Below are 16522 nucleotides of genomic sequence, written 5' to 3' on the forward strand. Positions count from 1 at the left end.
GCATGTCTGGTTCTGCGTCAGCGCCGTGTTCCACTATCTGGGGCCGGCCTTCGCGGTGCTGCTTTTCGACCAGGTCGGGGTGCTCGGCATGGCCTGGCTGCGCATCGCCACCGCCGCTCTGATCTTCGCCCCGTTGACCAGACCCTGGCGCGTTTTCGCCGACGCGGATCGCGCTCAGCGGCTCCTGTTGCTGGCATTCGGCATCTGCCTGGCGGTGATGAACTGCTCGTTTTATCTGGCGCTCGACCGGCTGCCGATCTCGCTGGTGGCGGCGATCGAATTCGTCGGCACGATCGGGGTGGCGCTGGTCGGCCTGCGCAGCCGGCGCAACTTAGCTGCGCTGGCCGTCGCCGTCATCGGCACCTTGCTGCTCATAGACGTGAAATGGTCCAGCGATCCGGTCGGCTTGTTCTGGGCTTTTTTGAACGGCGCGCTGTTCGTCGGCTACATCGTGATCGGCCACCGCGTCGCCCAGGCAGGCATCGGCATCGCCGGCCTCGGGGCCGCCATGGCGATCGCATTCCTTATCGTGTTGCCCATCGGCTTCCGCGAGGCGCTGCCCGCCTTCTCATCGCCGCAACTGCTCGCCGCCGCGATCGGCGTCGGCGTCTGCTCCTCGGTCATCCCCTACATCTGCGACCAGCTCGCCATGGCGAGGCTGCCGCGAGCGAGCTTCGCGCTGATGCTCTCGCTCCTGCCGCTCACGGCAACACTGATCGGCGTCATCGTGCTGCACCAGGTGCCGAGCATCACAGACTGCATGGGTATCGCGCTGGTGATCGCAGGCGTCGCCTTCCACAAGCCGGCGGCAAATGCCTAGACGACTCGGCTATGCGAGCTTGTCTTTCAGGAAGGCGATCGTTCGACCCCAGGCGAGATCGGCGGCCTTCTTGTCAAAACGCGCGGCCGAGGTGTCGTTGTTGAAGGCATGGTTGGCGCCCTCATAGACATAGACCTTGTATTCGACATGCGCGGCGTCGAGGGCCTTCTTGTAGGCATCGATGCCGGCATTGGTGCGCGTATCGAGCCCGGCGTAGTGCAGGAGCAGCGGCGCCTTGATCTTCGCGGCGTCCTCGGCCTTGGGCTGCATGCCGTAATAGGCGACGCCGGCGCTGAGGTCGGGCGCATGGACGGCGAGTTGGTTCACCGCGCCGCCGCCCCAGCAGAACCCGACCGCCCCGACCTTGCCGTTGCCGTCCTCGAGGCCCTTGAGATAGGCGATCGTCGCCACGCCCTCTGCCGCGACTTGGGCAGCGTCGAGCTTGGTGAACATGTCGCGCGCCTTGTCCTCGTCGGAGGGGGTGCCGCCAAGCGGCGACAGGAAGTCCGGCGCCAGCGCGACGAACCCTTCCAGCGCCACACGCCGCGCGACATCGCGGATATGCGCGTTGAGACCCCTGTTCTCATGGATGACGATGACGGTGCCGCGCTTGCCGGACTGACCGGCCGGCTTGACCAGGTAGCCCTTCATCGCGCCGCTTGAACCGGGATAGGTGATGTCCTCGCCCTTAACGCGGCTGTCGTCCTCGGCGACGATCGCCGCCTTGGCGGAATTGGCCGCCAGCATCGGCGCGATCGCGGCCGCCGCGGCGCCCGAGCCCGCCAGCTTCGTCAATTGCTCCATGAAGCGGCGGCGGTCGAGCGTCAGATGCGTGTATTCGTCATACGCATCGATCATCGCCTGAGTGATGGCGGGTTCGGTCATGGCTGTCCTCGACAGTTCAGGGATGATCCGCAAGATAGGGTCGAGAATCACGCGGTCCAGTCACGCTCGGGTGACGATCCCTTGCAGAGCCTTAGTAGAGCCGCTTTGCCGACAAGCCAGCTTGATTCATCACGTTTTGGTCATTTCCGAAAGTCTTGATGGTGTTGTCACATTAGGGGGCGAGGTTGCCTAAGCCGCCGCACCGACACGAATGACGAAAGGGGAATGCCATGAACGTCCAGGATATCATCAACACCGTTTCCTCGAAGGCCGGCCTCGACGAGCCGACCACCGAGAAGGTTGTCGGCACCATCTTTTCCGTGCTCGAGCACGAGGCTGAAGGCACCAGCGTTTCGTCCTTCTTCGACCAAATCCCCGGCGCCGGCGCGCTAGCCCAGAAATATGACGTGATGGCCGCCGGCGCGGCGGCAAGTTCGGGCGGCGGACTTCTGTCGTCGCTGCAGGGCGCGCTTGGCGGCGTGCTGAGCGAAAAAGCCGGCGCGCTGATCAACGGCGTCGCGGCGCTCAAGGCTTCGGGCCTCGACATGGCGCAAATCCAGAAGGCCGGCGAGACCTTGATCCAGCAGGCCGAGGCCGCCGCCGGCCCTGACCTGACCAACCAGGTGTTGGACCAGGTACCGAGCCTGAGGAGCCATCTCGGGCTTTGAAGCATTCCGAACGGGTCCTGGGTGGCCATTCGGCAACGGGCTGATTCGCTTTTTTTGCCGGTCGCGTTCGACGACAGATCGCGGGATATCCCGCCGGATGCGGCTCTGTTTGCCTGGAATATCGATATTATTCCTACTTTAGAACCTTCGTACATATTCCGGAAACCATTTCCATAGCCGCCAAGGCTCCGTTAATTGCAATTAACCGCCCATTAGAAGTTGCATCCGATTGTGCTGATTGAACTATCGGTATCCGCATTGGGGGCGGCTGCCTTTCATCGCCTCGGTCAAACCCCTCGCCCGGATATGGCAATCGGCCGTTCGCGCTGACGGACGCCGGGCGGCCGTTTGAGGAGGCAAGAAGGTCCGGCACCCCCGAAAACGAAGGGTTACCCGGCCATGATGCGCGTCATCTCCTGCGTGACGGTCGATCACAATTTGTGGCTCGTGCTGGTCGCTGCGCTGGTCTGCAGCGCTGGCTCCTGGGCGACGATCCGGCTTTTCCTGCGTGCGCATGAAGCCAAAGGCCTGCAGCAGGTCGGCTGGCATTTCCTGACCTCGGTTTGCGCCGGATCGTCGATCTGGTGCACGCATTTCATCGCCATGCTGGCCTACGATCCCGGCGCCCCGATTGCCTTCGACCCGGTGCTGACGATCGCCTCGCTGTTCATCGCCATCACCGGCACCGCCGCCGGCTTCATCGCGGCAACGACCCACGCTCCGCGCGTCGCCCCGATCGTCGGAGGCGTCATCGTCGGCCTCGCGATCTCCGGCATGCACTACACAGGCATGGCCGCCTATCATGTCGACGGCATCGTCGAATGGAACACGACCTATATTGCCGCCTCTGTCCTGCTCTCCGTGGTCTTTGCCTGCCTCGCCGTGAGCGCCGCCCTCAACGAGCGGCTGTCCGGTCGCAACTACTGGGCCGCGGCCGTTCTGGTGCTGGCCATCGTCAGCCTGCATTTCACCGCGATGGCGGCGGTGCAGGTGACGCCGCTGGTGACGCGCGGCGCCAATGGCGATGCGATGGCCTTGCACGCCATGGCGCTCGGTGTTGCCGTCGCCGGCCTGATCATCATCGGCACGGGCCTTGCCAGCTATCTGATCGACGACCGGACGCGCTCGGAAGCCTTCCAGCGCCTGCATCATCTGGCGATGAACGACACGCTGACCGGGCTGCCCAACCGGGCGAACTTCAACGATCATCTCGACCGCGAGATCGACCGGGCCCGCGAGCTCGGCGGCAAGGTCGCGGTGATCGGCATCGATCTCAACCGGTTCAAGGAGATCAACGACATCTGGGGGCACGGCGCCGGCGACCAGACCTTGAAGAACCTGGCCGAGCGCATGGGTGCGCTGCTGCAGGAAGGCGAGTTCGTCGCCCGCCTCGGCGGCGACGAGTTCGCCGGCGTGAAGCGCATGAAGAACCAGTCGGACCTTGTCGATTTCATTTCGCGCCTCGAAGCGGCGCTGTTCGCGCCGATCAGGGTCGGCGACATCGAAACCACCACCGGCGCCAGCCTCGGCATCGCCATCTACCCGAATGACGCGCACAACCGCGAAACGCTGGTCAACAACGCCGACCTTGCCATGTACCGCGCCAAGGCGAACATAACCCAGAATGTCTGCTTCTATGAGCAGGCCATGGACGAGGCCGTCCGCGCCAACCGGACACTGGCCAACGACCTGCGCGATGCCGTCGAGAATAGCCAGCTCGACCTCCATTACCAGGTCCAGACTTCGGTCTCGACCTGCGACATCCGCGGCTATGAGGCGCTGTTGCGCTGGAAGCATCCGACCAGGGGCAATATTTCTCCGGCCGAGTTCATTCCGCTGGCCGAGGAAAACGGCCTCATCCTGCCGCTCGGCGAGTGGGTGCTGCGCACCGCTTGCGCCAAGGCCGCCTCCTGGGATCATCCCTACAAGGTCGCGGTCAATCTCTCTCCGGTCCAGTTCGCCCATGCCGACCTGCCGAAGCTCGTCCACGAGATCCTGCTCGAGACCGGGCTCAAGCCGAGCCGGCTGGAGCTCGAGATCACCGAAACCACCATCATCGCCGACAAGATCCGCACCTTGAACATCCTGCGGCGGATCAAGGCGCTGGGCGTCACCATCGCCATCGACGATTTCGGCACCGGCTATTCCTCGCTGGAGACACTGCGCGCCTTCCCGTTCGACAAGATCAAGCTCGATCGCTCCTTCATGTCCGAGGTCGAAACCAGCCCGCAGGCCAAGGCCATCATCCGCGCCGTTCTGGCGCTCGGCCAGAGCCTCCACATCCCGGTGCTGGCCGAGGGCGTCGAGACGCACAGCCAATTGTCGATCCTGCGCGCCGAAGGCTGCAACGAGGCGCAAGGCTTCCTGCTCGGCCGCCCGGCGCCCTTCGGCGAGATCTTCGCGCTCGGCCACCGCGCCGAGGTCGCGACAAGCGCAGCGTCATTTACGGCACCTGCCCAAGCCGTTGCCTAGCGCATAGGTGTGCTGAGATTCAGGTCAGGCCGAGCCGAGAATGGCTCGGTCCGAGAACCGGAGCGGAGCGTGCTAAAGTACGTGAGCACCGGAAGCGCAGGACCGGGCCATTCGCAGGCCGGCCTCACCTGAATATCAGCGCACCTATTTGGGCAGCGTGTAGGCCATCACATAGTCGCCCGGCTTGGTGCCGACCGAGCCGTGACCGCCGGCGACGATGACGACGAACTGGCGGCCGTCGGCAACCGTATAGGTCATCGGTGTCGACTGCCCGCCCGCCGGCAGCCGCGCCTGCCAGAGCTGCCTGCCGGTGGTGAGGTCGTAGGCGCGCAGATAGTCGTCGACGGCAGCGCCCAGGAACGCGACACCGCCGCCCGTGATCATCGGCCCGCCAATGCCTGGAACGCCGACCTTGAGCGGCAGAGGCAGCGGCGTCATGTCGTAGACGGTGCCGTTGCGGTGCTTGTAGGCGATGTTTCCCGTCTTGAGGTCGACGCCGGCGACATAGCCCCAGGGCGGCGCCTGGCAGGGAACGCCGAGCGGCGACAGGAACGGCCCCATCACCACCGCGTAAGGCGCGCCTTCGTTGCGGTTTAGTCCCTGCTCGCTGCCCTTGGTGTTGTCGCCCGGCGCCGGCACGTCCGCGCGCGGGATGAGCTTGGACGTGAAGGCGAGATATGTCGGCATGCCGAACATCACCTGCCGCACCGGATCGACGGCGACGCCGCCCCAGTTGAAGACGCCGAAATTGCCGGGATAGATCAGCGAGCCCTGCAGCGAAGGCGGCGTGTAGCGCCCCTCATAGCGCAGCTTCTTCAACTCGATCCGGCACGCCAGTTGGTCGAACATGGTGATGCCCCACATGTCGGCGCCGGTCAGCGGCTTCGGATTGAAGGACAGGTCCGAGGCCGGCTGCGTCGGCGAGGCATGATCGCCCTCGATCGCGCCGCCGGGCGCGGGCACTTCCTTCACCGGAATGATCGGCTCGCCCGTTCGCCGGTCGAGCACGTAGAGATCGCCCTGCTTGGTCGGCCCAACCAGCGCCGGCACCACGCCGCTCGCCGTGGTGATGTCAACCAGCGACGGCTGCGCCGGCACGTCCATGTCCCACAGGTCGTGATGCACGGTCTGCCGCACCCAGCGCAATTGCCCGGTGTTGAGGTCGAGCGCGGTGATCGAGGAGGAGAATTTCTCGACATTGGCGCTGCGGCCCATGCCGAGCTGGTCCGGCGTCTGGTTGCCGAGCGGCACATAGAGCAGCCCGAGCTTTTCGTCGGCGCTGGCGGTCGACCACATGTTGGGCGAGTTGTGCGTGTAGGTTTGCCCGGCGGGCAGTGGCGTCGTCACGTCCGGATTGCCGGAATCCCAATTCCACAACAGCGCGCCGCTGTCGACGTCGAAGGCGCGGATGACGCCTGACGGCTCCTCGGTCGAGTAATTGTCGTTGACCGCGCCGCCGACGATGATCTTGCCGCCAACGATCAGCGGCGCCGACGTCGAATAGTAATAGCCCGACTTCGGATAGGGCATGTTAGCCATCAGGTTCAGCGTGCCGCCCTCGGCGAAGGACGGACACGCCTGCCCGCTCGCGGCGTCGAGCGCGATCAGCCTGGCGTCGGAAGTCGGCAGGTAGACGCGCGCGGCGCAAGGCTGGCCGGCGGCGACCTTGGCGTCGGCGTAGTAGGACACGCCGCGGCAGGTCTGGTGCTGGCGATCGGGATCGAGCTTGATCTTCGGGTCGTAGCGCCATTTCTCCTTGCCGCTCGCGGCATCGATGGCGATGGCGAAATTATGCGGCGTGCAGATGAACAGCGCGTCGCCCACTTTCAGAGGCGTCACCTGGTAGGTCGTCTCGCCGATATCGTCGGGGCCTTTCACGTCGCCGGTGCGGTAGGTCCATGCCGGCTGCAGCTTGGCGACATTGTCGGGCGTGATCTGGTCGAGCGGCGAATAGCGCTGGCCGAACGGCGTGCGGCCGTAGAAGTGCCACTCGCCGGCCGGCATGTCGCCGCCGAGATTGGCCGCCGTCGCCACCTTTTCCGTGCCCAGCGTGCCGCCGATATCCTTGGGATCGGCGGTCATCGAATAACCGGCGACCGCGAGCGATGCCAGCACGGCCAGGATCAGCGGCGCGCGTCCGTCCGGCCCCCGCAAGCCCCGCCTTGCCCACGGCGTCAGCAGCCACAAGGCGATGAGCACGATGATGCCGCCGCGCGGACCGAGCTGCCACCAGTCGAAGCCGATTTCCCAGACGGCCCAGCACAAAGTGGCGAGCACGAACAGCGCGTAGAGCCAGAGCGAGGTCGACCTGCGCCTGAACAGCAGCCAGCCGGTGACCAGGAACACCAGGCCGGCGATCAGGTAATACCAGCTGCCACCCAGCGCGACGAGCCAGATGCCGCCGCCGCCGAGAACGAGACCGATGAGGAAAAGGACGAGGGAGGTGATGGTGACAGCCAAGACGTGCTCCTTCGACTGTTGCGCGCTTTCAAGCAATTTCAGGAAAAGTGTGAAGCGGTTTTCCGTCCGGAATTGCGTCAAACAAAAGATAGAGCGGTTCCAGGCGACGACACGCCGTCCCCTGCCTGCGCAGCTTTCCCCTGCCCGCTCCGGCTGTCAAGTTGGTCCGGGACACGCGAAACTAGAACAAAACGTAGACAGTTCTGGTCTTTCGCCCCCGAATCACTACATTCGGTGGCGATGTCGGGCTTTTCCGAGGACATGCCTTTTTTCGATGAACCGAATGCGCGGCCGGCGGCGGCCCCATCCGGCATAGCCGCGCGCGCCATGGCGGCGCGCAGCGGCCAGAACAGTGCGCCTGATTATCTGAAGGGCCTGAACCCGGAGCAGCGTCTCGCCGTGGAGACGACCGAAGGCCCGGTTCTGGTGCTCGCGGGCGCCGGCACGGGCAAGACGCGGGTGCTCACCACACGCATCGCCCACATCCTTGCCACCGGCAGGGCTTTCCCCTCGCAGATCCTGGCCGTCACCTTCACCAACAAGGCCGCGCGCGAGATGAAGCAGCGCATCGGCCACCTGATCGGCGAAGGCAATGTCGAGGGCATGCCCTGGCTCGGCACCTTCCACTCGATCGGCGTGAAGCTGCTTCGCCGGCACCCTGAGCTCGCCGGGCTGAAATCGGATTTCACCATCCTCGACACCGACGACGTGGTGCGGCTGATCAAGCAGCTGATCCAGGCCGAAGGGCTGGACGACAAGCGCTGGCCGGCGAAAACCTTCGCGCAGATGATCGACGGCTGGAAGAACAAGGGGCTCGGCCCCGACGAAATCGCCGAAGGCGATGCGCGCAGCTTCGCCAACGGCAAGGGCCGCCAGCTCTACAAGGCCTATCAGGAACGGCTTCAGACGCTGAATTCCTGCGACTTCGGCGACCTGCTCTATCACCCGATCCGCATCTTCCGCGCCTACCCGGACGTGCTGAAGGAATATCACCGCAAGTTCAAATACATACTGGTCGACGAGTACCAGGACACCAACACCGCGCAGTACATGTGGCTTCGCCTGCTCGCCCAGCGGCCCAATTCTGGACGCGCTCAATCGGCCGAAGGCCGCAAGCCCGACCGGGCGTCGGCCGGTCAGGCCGCCCCCGCGGAGGCCAACGAGCGGAGCGAGCGCGCGGCCGTGAGCGAGAACAAAGTGAACATCTGCTGCGTCGGCGACGACGACCAGTCCATCTATGGCTGGCGCGGCGCCGAGGTCGACAACATCCTGCGCTTCGACAAGGATTTCCCGGGCGCCACCATCATCCGGCTGGAGCGCAACTACCGCTCCACCGCGCATATCCTCGGCGCCGCTTCCCACCTCATCGCCCACAATGAGGGCCGCTTCGGCAAGACGCTGTTCACCGACCGCGACGACCCCGAGGACGACAAGGTGCATGTCCATGCCGCCTGGGACTCCGAGGAAGAGGCGAGAGCCATCGGCGACGCCATCGAGGCCTATCAGCGCCCCGATAGACAAGGGAATCGGCACAAGCTCAACGACATGGCGATCCTGGTGCGCGCGTCTTTCCAGATGCGCTCCTTCGAGGACCGCTTCATCACGCTCGGCCTCAACTACCGCGTCATTGGCGGCCCGCGCTTCTACGAGCGGCTGGAAATCCGCGATGCGCTCGCCTTCTTCCGCGTCGTCGCCAATGGCGGGGACGACCTCGCCTTCGAGCGCATCGTCAACACCCCGAAGCGCGGGCTCGGCGAAGCCACCATCCGCCAGATCCACGACACGGCGCGCGCCATGCGCATTCCAATGCTGGAGGCCGCGGCCACACTTGCCGAAAGCGACGAGTTGAAGCCTAAGCCGCGCGCGGCGCTGCGCGAGGTCGCGGCCAATTTCGAGCGCTGGCAGAAGGCGCTGGAAGCCACGCCGCACACCGAGCTCGCCGAGACCATCCTGGAGGAAAGCGGCTACACCGACATGTGGAAGAACGACCGTTCGGCGGATTCGCCCGGGCGGCTGGAAAACCTGAAAGAACTGATCCGCTCGATGGAGGAGTATGAATCGCTGCGCTCCTTCCTCGAGCATGTCGCGCTGGTCATGGACGCCGAGCAGAATGCCGAGCAGGACGCGGTCTCGATCATGACGCTGCACTCGGCCAAGGGCCTCGAATTCGAGACCGTCTTCCTCCCCGGCTGGGAGGAAGGCCTGTTCCCGCACCAGCGCGCGCTGGATGAAGGCGGCCGCTCCGGCCTCGAGGAAGAGCGCCGGCTCGCCTATGTCGGCCTGACGCGGGCGAAAAAGAACCTGCACATCTGGTTCGTCTCCAACCGTCAGATTCATGGACTGTGGCAATCGACCATCCCGTCGCGCTTCGTCGATGAACTGCCGGAAACCCATGTCGAAATCGCCGACAGCGGCAACAGCTATGGCGGCTACGGCAACCCCTATGGCGGCGGCTCATTTGCTTCCGGACGCGGCGGCGGCCGGCAGAATCCCTACGGCGCCTCGCGCTTCGACAATGTCGGCGCCAAGGACCAGGGCAGCTTTTCCAACACCTATGCGACGCCCGGCTGGCAGCGCGCGCAGGCCAACCGCACCGAGGCCACCGACCGCAACTGGGGCACCCGCTCCGGCCACCAGGTCGAGCGCATCGGCTATGGCGAGACCGATAGCGGCTATGGCGCCGGCCGCACCTCGGTGAAGGGCCGCACCATCGAAGGCGAGCTGGTCGCCAAATCCGTCGCCGACACCCCGTCCGCCTTCAATGTCGGCGACCGCGTCTTCCACCAGAAATTCGGCAACGGCAACATCGCGGCCATCGAGGGCAACAAGCTCACCATCGACTTCGACAAGGCCGGCCAGAAACGCGTGCTGGACGGGTTTGTGGTCGGCGTTTGAAGTTCACAGCCGACCCAACCGAATTCTCCTGCCTCACCGATACCTTGCCTGGTTCCACTTGTGGCCGAGCAGCGACAGGATGATGATCAGCCCGTTGAAGAACTGGACGTAGAAGCCGCTCAGGCCTGCCGCCACCACGCCGGTCTGGATGAACGACACCGTGACCGCGCCGATGGCGCCGCCGACGACGGTGCCGATGCCGCCCCAGGTCGGCGTGCCGCCGACGAACACCGAGGCCAGCACGGGCAACAGATAGCCGTCGCCGGCCGTCGGCCACCAGGTGAAATTGATCATCACCGAGAAGGTGCCGGCGATCGCAGCACCTATGCCGACGAAGACGAACACCTTCACCCGCACGAGCTTGACGTCGATGCCCATCTGCTTGGCGCTGTCCGGATTGTCGCCGACGACCTTCACCTGCGCGCCGAAGCGGTGGCGGTTGTAGAGCAGCGCCGAGAAGACGACGAAGGCGATCGCCCAGAAAATCTGCACCGGAATGCCCCAGAGCTGGCTGGAGAAGATCGCGTAGGCCGAGCTGTCGGCAAGGCCGGTCAGCGCCATCGACTTGCCCTCGTTGATGATCTGGATCAGGCCGCGCAGCAGGAAGTTCATGCCGAGCGTGGCGATCAGCGACGACAGCCCGCCATAGACGACCAGCGACCCGACGAGGAAGCCGAGCAGCGTGCCGGTGACCAGCGCCGCCGCAATGCCGATGAACGGATCGTAGCCCGCCTGCACGACCAGCGCGAAGACCCATGAGGCGAAACCCATCGTCGCGGGAAATGACAAGTCTATCTCGCCGCAGGTGACGACGAAGACCAGCGGTACCACCACGAACAGCGCGACGGGAAGCGTCGTCAGCACCGAGCTGTAGAGATACCAGGTGGTGAAGACGGTTGGGTTGGCGATCAAGAACACCGCCATCATGACGATGAACACGGCCAGCGTGCCGAGGGCCGCGCGGTTGTCGAGGACGAAGCCGCGCAGCCAGTGTTCGGACGGATGGCTCCATTCCTTAGCCGCTTGGCCGCTTGTTCTTCCCAGAGAAGACTGCAGATCGGGTTCCATGGCCTTGCTCATCACGCTCTCTGCTCCGCGTCCGTGCCCTCGTGCAGGCCCGGCAACCCGCCAGGATGCGCCACATCTTCCATGAAGTTGATCAGGTCGTCGGCCGACTTGACCTCGCTGCGGTCGGTCGTCAGCGCCACCTTGCCGCGATCGAGCACCACGAAACGGTCGGCGATGTCGAAGACGTGGTGGATGTTGTGGCCGATGAACAGGATCGAGCGGCCGCTCGCCCGCACCTGGCGCACGAAATGGAAGACCTTGGCGGTCTCGGTCAAGGACAGCGCCGTCGTCGGCTCGTCGAGGATGATCAGCTCGGCCTGCTTGTAGATGGCGCGGGCGATCGCCACGCCCTGGCGCTCGCCGCCCGAGAGCTGGCCGACGATCGAGTGCGGCGTGAACACTTTCGAGGTGAAGCCGATCTCACGCATCAGCCGGCTCGCCTCCTCGACCTCCTTGTTGACCTTCAGCCAGCCGAGAAAGCTTGTCAGCTCGCGGCCCATGAAGATGTTGCGCACGATGGTCTGCTGCACGGCCAGAGCCCGATCCTGGAACACCGTTTCGATGCCGGCGTCGCGCGAGCGCGCCGCGCTCCATCCGCTGACCGGCTTGCCGCGCACCAGGATATCGCCGCTGGTCGGCTTCACCACGCCGGACAGGATCTTGATCAGCGTCGACTTGCCGGCGCCGTTGTCGCCGATCAGGCCGACCACCTCGCCGCGATCGACGCTGAGATTGACCCCGCCCAGCGCATAGACCTGGCCATAGGATTTCTTGATGTCGCGCAGTTCGATGATGCGTTCGCTCATGCGATCCTCGCTGGAATTGTCTGCCTGCCGGTCGTCTCGCCGGCCGGGCAATAATCCCGGCCGGCAGCCTGGGAGGTCAACGCAGCGCCTGCTTGGCAAGCTCGGAAACGATCTCGTAGTTCTGCGGCGTGACGAAGCCGGCGCCGGTATCGACATTCATCGGCGCCAGCCCGAGCACCACCTGCTGGCAGAGGCTGAGGATCGGCAGATAGCCCTGCAGGAACGGCTGCTGGTCGGCCGTCAGCTGCACCCAGCCGCCCTTGAAACCCTCGACGATCTGCGGGCTGGTGTCGAAGCCGAAGTTGAAGATGTCGCCGGGCTTGCGTCCCGCCGCCTGCATGTAGGTGGCGACGTTGCCGAGCATCTGGCCGCCGGGATAGCCAACCGCCTTGACGTCGGGATGGTTGAGCAGTGCTGCCGTGATCACCGGAATGGCGAGGTTGGGGTCCGACGCCCATTCGCCGCTCGGTGGCGAGGACAGCTGGATGACCTCGACCCCCGCTTCCTTCAGCGCAGCGACCGTGCCGCGCTCGCGCGCGCCGCGGCTCTCGTTTTCGAACGGACCGATCATGATCGCCTTGTCGCCGGCCTTGAGCTTGCCGAGCTTGAACGCCTCGGCGCCGAGCGCGCGGCCCTGCTGCTCCTGCTGCGCGCCGACATAGCCGCCGCCGAACGCGGCCGTCACTTTAGGCACCGGGACGTTCTGGTACATCATCTTGATGCCGTCCTTATGCGCCTGTTCGGCGAGCGGCATGATCGCCGCGTCGCCCGGATGGCCCATCATGGCGATGCCCTGAGGCTTGACCGCGACCGCCTCGCGCAATTGCTGCACCATCTTCTCGACGTCCCACTGGGAGAAGATGTAGTCGACCTTCGGCCCGAGATCGGCCGCCGCCTGCTTGGCGCCATTGTAGACGATGGTGCCGAAGGCGTCGCCCTCGGCGCCGCCGACGAAAAAGCGGATGTGGACGTCCTTGCACCATTGGGCGTCGAGCGCCTGCGCCGGCAAGGTGGAGATCGAGGCGCAGAGCGCCGTGGCGGCCACAACGACGGTCGAGCGCAGAACAGTCCTTCTGGTCGTCATGCTCATGCACGTTCCTCCCTTTTTGTCCCTCGCAATCGGAGGGCGTTTTCGACGATTGCTTCGGCTCAGCGCCGCAGTCTTCGGCCGGCTCCTCCCGCCGGCCGCTGCTCAAGCCGGCTTGGGCAGGTAGCTGTTCCCTCCCCGGCATTGCTTCAGGTAGTCGAGCGCGCGCGCCTGGCCGGTGATCTCGAGATCGCCGCGATAGACCGGGTCATGCCAGCCTTCGATGTCGATAGCGCCCTTGTAGCCTGCCGACCGCAACTCGCTGATCACGCGTGTCCAGTCGCTGTCGCCGAAACCCGGTGTGCGCATCTGCACGAAGGGCAGGCGGCCGAACACGCCATGCTCGCGGATCACGTCCCAGCGCACCGTCGCGTCCTTGCCGTGGACGTGGAAGATGCGCGGCGCCCATTTGCGGATCTGCGGAATCGGATCGATCAGGTAGACGAGCTGGTGGCAGGGCTCCCATTCGAGCCCGAGATTGTCGTTGGGCAATTCGTTGAACATCAGCTCCCAGGCATCGGGATTGTGGGCGATGTTCCAGTCGCCGCTCGCCCAGTTGCCGTCCATGGCGCAGTTCTCGAAGGCGATGCGCACGCCCTTGTCGGCGGCTCGCCTGGCCAGCGGTCCCCACACCTCGCGAAAACGCGGCAGGCTGTCGGTCAGCTTCTTGCCGCGCAGGCGGCCGGTGAAGCCGCTGATCGTGGAAGCGCCGAATAGATGCGCATGGTCGATAATGGTTTCCCAGGCCGCGAGCACGCCGCGATCGACCTCGCCGCCTTCCAGCGGGTTGCCGAACACACCGATCGACGACACCGTCACGTCGGCGTCCCCGATCGCCTCGCGAATCTCACCGGCGAGACGCGGCAGATCCTTGCCGCCCAGCGTCTGCCAGAAGAAAGGCTGGATGCTCTCGAAGCCGAGCGGCAGGATCTGCCTTACGTAGGCGGCCGGATCGTCGAGATTCGCCCGCACCATGGTGCCGATCCTGATATCGAGAAGCGGGTTCGGCATCATTGTGCTTCCTGTCTGATGGCCACTCGCCGTCCGGTTTCGGCGCTTTCGATCGCACCGAACACCATGGCGAGGCTCTTGATGTTGTCGGCGCCGCGCGTCTCGGGCTCAGTGCCGGTTTCGATCGCGTGCATGAAATCCTTGATGATGCCGAGATGGCCGTCGACCCGGTCGGCGGGATCGAGCGGTGGCACCTCGATGGCTTGCGTCTTGTCGATGATACCGTCGCGGCCGGTCGCAACCACCTCCGCCTTCAGCCCGTCATGGCCATCCCACAACAGGCTGCCGCGCTGGGCGACGATGCGCCAGCTCCCTTCCCAGCTCGTGCGGAAGCCGTCGGCGCACCAGGAGCCGGCATAGGTGAAGACCTTGCCACCGCCGAGGTCGAAGACGGCACTCGCCGACGATCCCTGCCGGTACCAGGAACTGGCCGGCTCCCACTCCTGGCAATAAACGCCTGCCGGCTCGCCGGCGACCATGTAGCGCGCGGCGTCGAAGGTGTGGATCGCCATGTCGAGCAGCAGCACGTGGCGCATCTCCTCGCGAAAGCCGCCGAAATGCGGCGCGACGAAGAAATCGGCATGGATGCTGGTCGGCTTGCCGATGGCGCCAGAGTCCAGAAACCGCCGGATGCGCCTGACATCGGGGACATAGCGACGGTTCTGGACGACGGCGTGAACGCGTCCGGCGCGACGCGCCGCCTCGACAATGGCGCGCGCGTTCTCCGGGCTGTCGGCCAGCGGCTTCTCGGTCAGGAGATGGCAATTCTGGGCGAAAGCGGAAAAGGCCACTTCTCGCCTGGCCGCTGGAACCACGACGTCGAACACGGCATCCGGCTTTGTCTGGTCGAGAACGGCGTCAACGCTGGTGCCAATGACGGCGGCGGCAAGCCCGTATTCGCGCGCCCTCTCCTGCGCCCGCTCGGCATCGAGATCGACAAGGCCGGCAACGGCCAGCCCTTCGATCTGCCTTGCGGCGTCGAGCCAGCGGTTGCTCATGGCTCCGCACCCGACCAGGACGACCTTCATCATCCAGCGCTCCTCCCGCTCGGCCCCTCCAGGCCAAGTGTCACAGCGTCGACGGCATCACCGTAAACGTTTTTCCGTAAACGTTTACGAGAACACACCCGATGGCGTAGAATGTCAATCACCTGCTCGCGAAAATCGACATCCACTGCTTGGCCTGAGGGTCGGCCGGTGCTAGCGAAGACAGGGGGAGAACCGGCCTTGGCGTCCAGCATCCACGATCTCGCGCGTCACCTGAACATTTCGATCGGCACCGTGTCCCGCGCGCTGAACGGCCGCGCCGACGTCAATGCGGAGACGCGCCAGCGCGTGCTCGATGCGGCCAGGAAGCTGAACTATTCGCCCAACCAGTCGGGCCGCAGTCTGCGCCAGGGCGCCACCCGCTCGATCGCCTTCATGCTGCAGCCGCATCCGGGCGACCAGCAATATGGCGAGCCTTTCTTCATCCCGTTCCTGACCGGCCTGCAGGCGCGGCTCGCCGAAAGCGACCTCGATCTGATGGTCGTCATGGGTGAGCCCGGCCAATATCAGCCGGAGAGGCTGCGCCGCGTGGTTGAAACCCGCCGGGCCGATGCGGTCGTGTTGGCTAACACACGGCGGAAAGACGATCGGATCGACTATCTCAGCAAGGCCGGCTTTCCATTCGCCACGCTTGGCCGGAGTCAGTCCGGCGGCGACACCTATCCTTCGCTCGATATCGATTTCGAGAGGGCGGGCGATGAGGCCGTCGACCGGCTGGTCGCGCGCGGCCACCGCCGCATAGCGGCCATCCGCCCTTCGCTTGATCTCAACTTCGGCTACCTGTTCCTCGACGGCTACCGCAAGGCGCTGAAGAGGCACGGCATCGAAGTCGACCCCGGCCTGATCGCCGACGGCTTCATCAACGAGGCCGGCGGCTACGAGGTGACGCCGCGCGTCATGCTCTCCAAGGAAAGGCCGACCGCCATCATCTTCAACAATGACGCCATGGCCCTCGGCGGCTGCAAGGCGCTGGCCGAGATGGGCATCAGGCCGGGCCACGACGTCGCGGTGATCGTCATCGTCGATACGCCGCTTTGCCGCTACTTCTCGCCGGCATTGACCGCCTTCCGTCCGTCGCTGGAGCCGATGGGGCGGCGGCTGGCCGAGATGCTTCTAGCGTCGCTTCCCGCCTTCGCCGGCCCTGAAGGTACGCGCATCATCCGCGAGGTCTGGCCGCTGGAGCTGGCCGCAAGAGAGAGCGATTGAGCACCTCTCCCTTCTCCCCTTTGTTTGGACTGGGGACATCGCGAACAGGTGTGCGAGGACATCGCGAACAGTTTTGCGCGTTTTGCGCGAGGGGGTTC

The 16522-nt window shown here is 65.1% G+C and carries 12 protein-coding genes; 5 read left to right on the plus strand and 7 right to left on the minus strand.

The annotated features are described in order from the left end of the window. The coding region (locus FJ471_RS30735) for a DMT family transporter (RefSeq protein WP_140809047.1) at positions 1-820 on the plus strand (820 nt) is incomplete at its 5' end. Between the two features lie 9 nt (positions 821-829). On the opposite strand, the gene FJ471_RS30740 is transcribed toward FJ471_RS30735, so the two are convergent. After that, entirely contained in the window at positions 830-1705 is an 876-nt protein-coding gene (locus tag FJ471_RS30740) for a dienelactone hydrolase family protein (protein WP_140809049.1), read from the minus strand. Positions 1706-1935: 230 nt separating this feature from the next. Between FJ471_RS30740 and FJ471_RS30745 the strand changes: the two genes are divergently transcribed. Continuing rightward, positions 1936-2373 carry a hypothetical protein gene (locus tag FJ471_RS30745; protein ID WP_140809051.1) on the plus strand — a complete coding sequence of 146 codons (438 nt, stop codon included), beginning with the start codon at positions 1936-1938 and terminating at the stop codon, positions 2371-2373. A gap of 399 nt (positions 2374-2772) precedes the next feature. After that, complete coding sequence (locus tag FJ471_RS30750; RefSeq protein WP_140809053.1) at positions 2773-4845, plus strand: bifunctional diguanylate cyclase/phosphodiesterase; 2073 nt, start codon at positions 2773-2775, stop codon at positions 4843-4845. A gap of 144 nt (positions 4846-4989) precedes the next feature. On the opposite strand, the gene FJ471_RS30755 is transcribed toward FJ471_RS30750, so the two are convergent. Beyond that, positions 4990-7305, minus strand: coding sequence for a glucose/quinate/shikimate family membrane-bound PQQ-dependent dehydrogenase (locus FJ471_RS30755; protein ID WP_140809055.1), 2316 nt, complete (start codon positions 7303-7305; stop codon positions 4990-4992). A gap of 240 nt (positions 7306-7545) precedes the next feature. Between FJ471_RS30755 and FJ471_RS30760 the strand changes: the two genes are divergently transcribed. Further along, complete coding sequence (locus tag FJ471_RS30760) at positions 7546-10200, plus strand: UvrD-helicase domain-containing protein (protein WP_140809057.1); 2655 nt, start codon at positions 7546-7548, stop codon at positions 10198-10200. Positions 10201-10233: 33 nt separating this feature from the next. On the opposite strand, the gene FJ471_RS30765 is transcribed toward FJ471_RS30760, so the two are convergent. The 5 genes from FJ471_RS30765 to FJ471_RS30785 form a co-directional block, all read right to left on the minus strand. Further along, positions 10234-11280 carry an ABC transporter permease gene (locus FJ471_RS30765; protein ID WP_140809059.1) on the minus strand — a complete coding sequence of 349 codons (1047 nt, stop codon included), beginning with the start codon at positions 11278-11280 and terminating at the stop codon, positions 10234-10236. After that, the gene (locus FJ471_RS30770) at positions 11280-12074 is read right to left on the minus strand and encodes an ATP-binding cassette domain-containing protein (protein WP_140809062.1); all 795 of its coding nucleotides are present in this window, start codon (positions 12072-12074) and stop codon (positions 11280-11282) included. Before FJ471_RS30770 ends, FJ471_RS30765 begins: the two co-directional genes overlap by 1 nt. A 76-nt stretch (positions 12075-12150) precedes the next feature. Continuing rightward, positions 12151-13164, minus strand: a complete 1014-nt coding sequence (locus tag FJ471_RS30775) for a substrate-binding domain-containing protein (protein WP_140809065.1) — start codon at positions 13162-13164, stop codon at positions 12151-12153. 102 nt (positions 13165-13266) lie between these two features. Continuing rightward, entirely contained in the window at positions 13267-14175 is a 909-nt protein-coding gene (locus tag FJ471_RS30780) for a sugar phosphate isomerase/epimerase (protein WP_140809068.1), read from the minus strand. Then, a complete protein-coding gene (locus FJ471_RS30785; protein WP_140809070.1) occupies positions 14172-15203 on the minus strand; it encodes a Gfo/Idh/MocA family oxidoreductase in 1032 nt (343 codons plus the stop codon). The genes FJ471_RS30780 and FJ471_RS30785 overlap by 4 nt, the downstream gene beginning before the upstream one ends. Before the next feature lie 195 nt (positions 15204-15398). Here FJ471_RS30785 and FJ471_RS30790 point away from each other — a divergent pair, with 195 nt between their 5' ends. Continuing rightward, positions 15399-16424, plus strand: a complete 1026-nt coding sequence (locus tag FJ471_RS30790; RefSeq protein WP_140809072.1) for a LacI family DNA-binding transcriptional regulator — start codon at positions 15399-15401, stop codon at positions 16422-16424. Positions 16425-16522 lie beyond the last annotated feature (98 nt).

Origin of the sequence: Mesorhizobium sp. B2-7-1, assembly GCF_006440735.1 — a bacterium.
Taxonomy (GTDB): Bacteria; Pseudomonadota; Alphaproteobacteria; order Rhizobiales; family Rhizobiaceae; genus Mesorhizobium.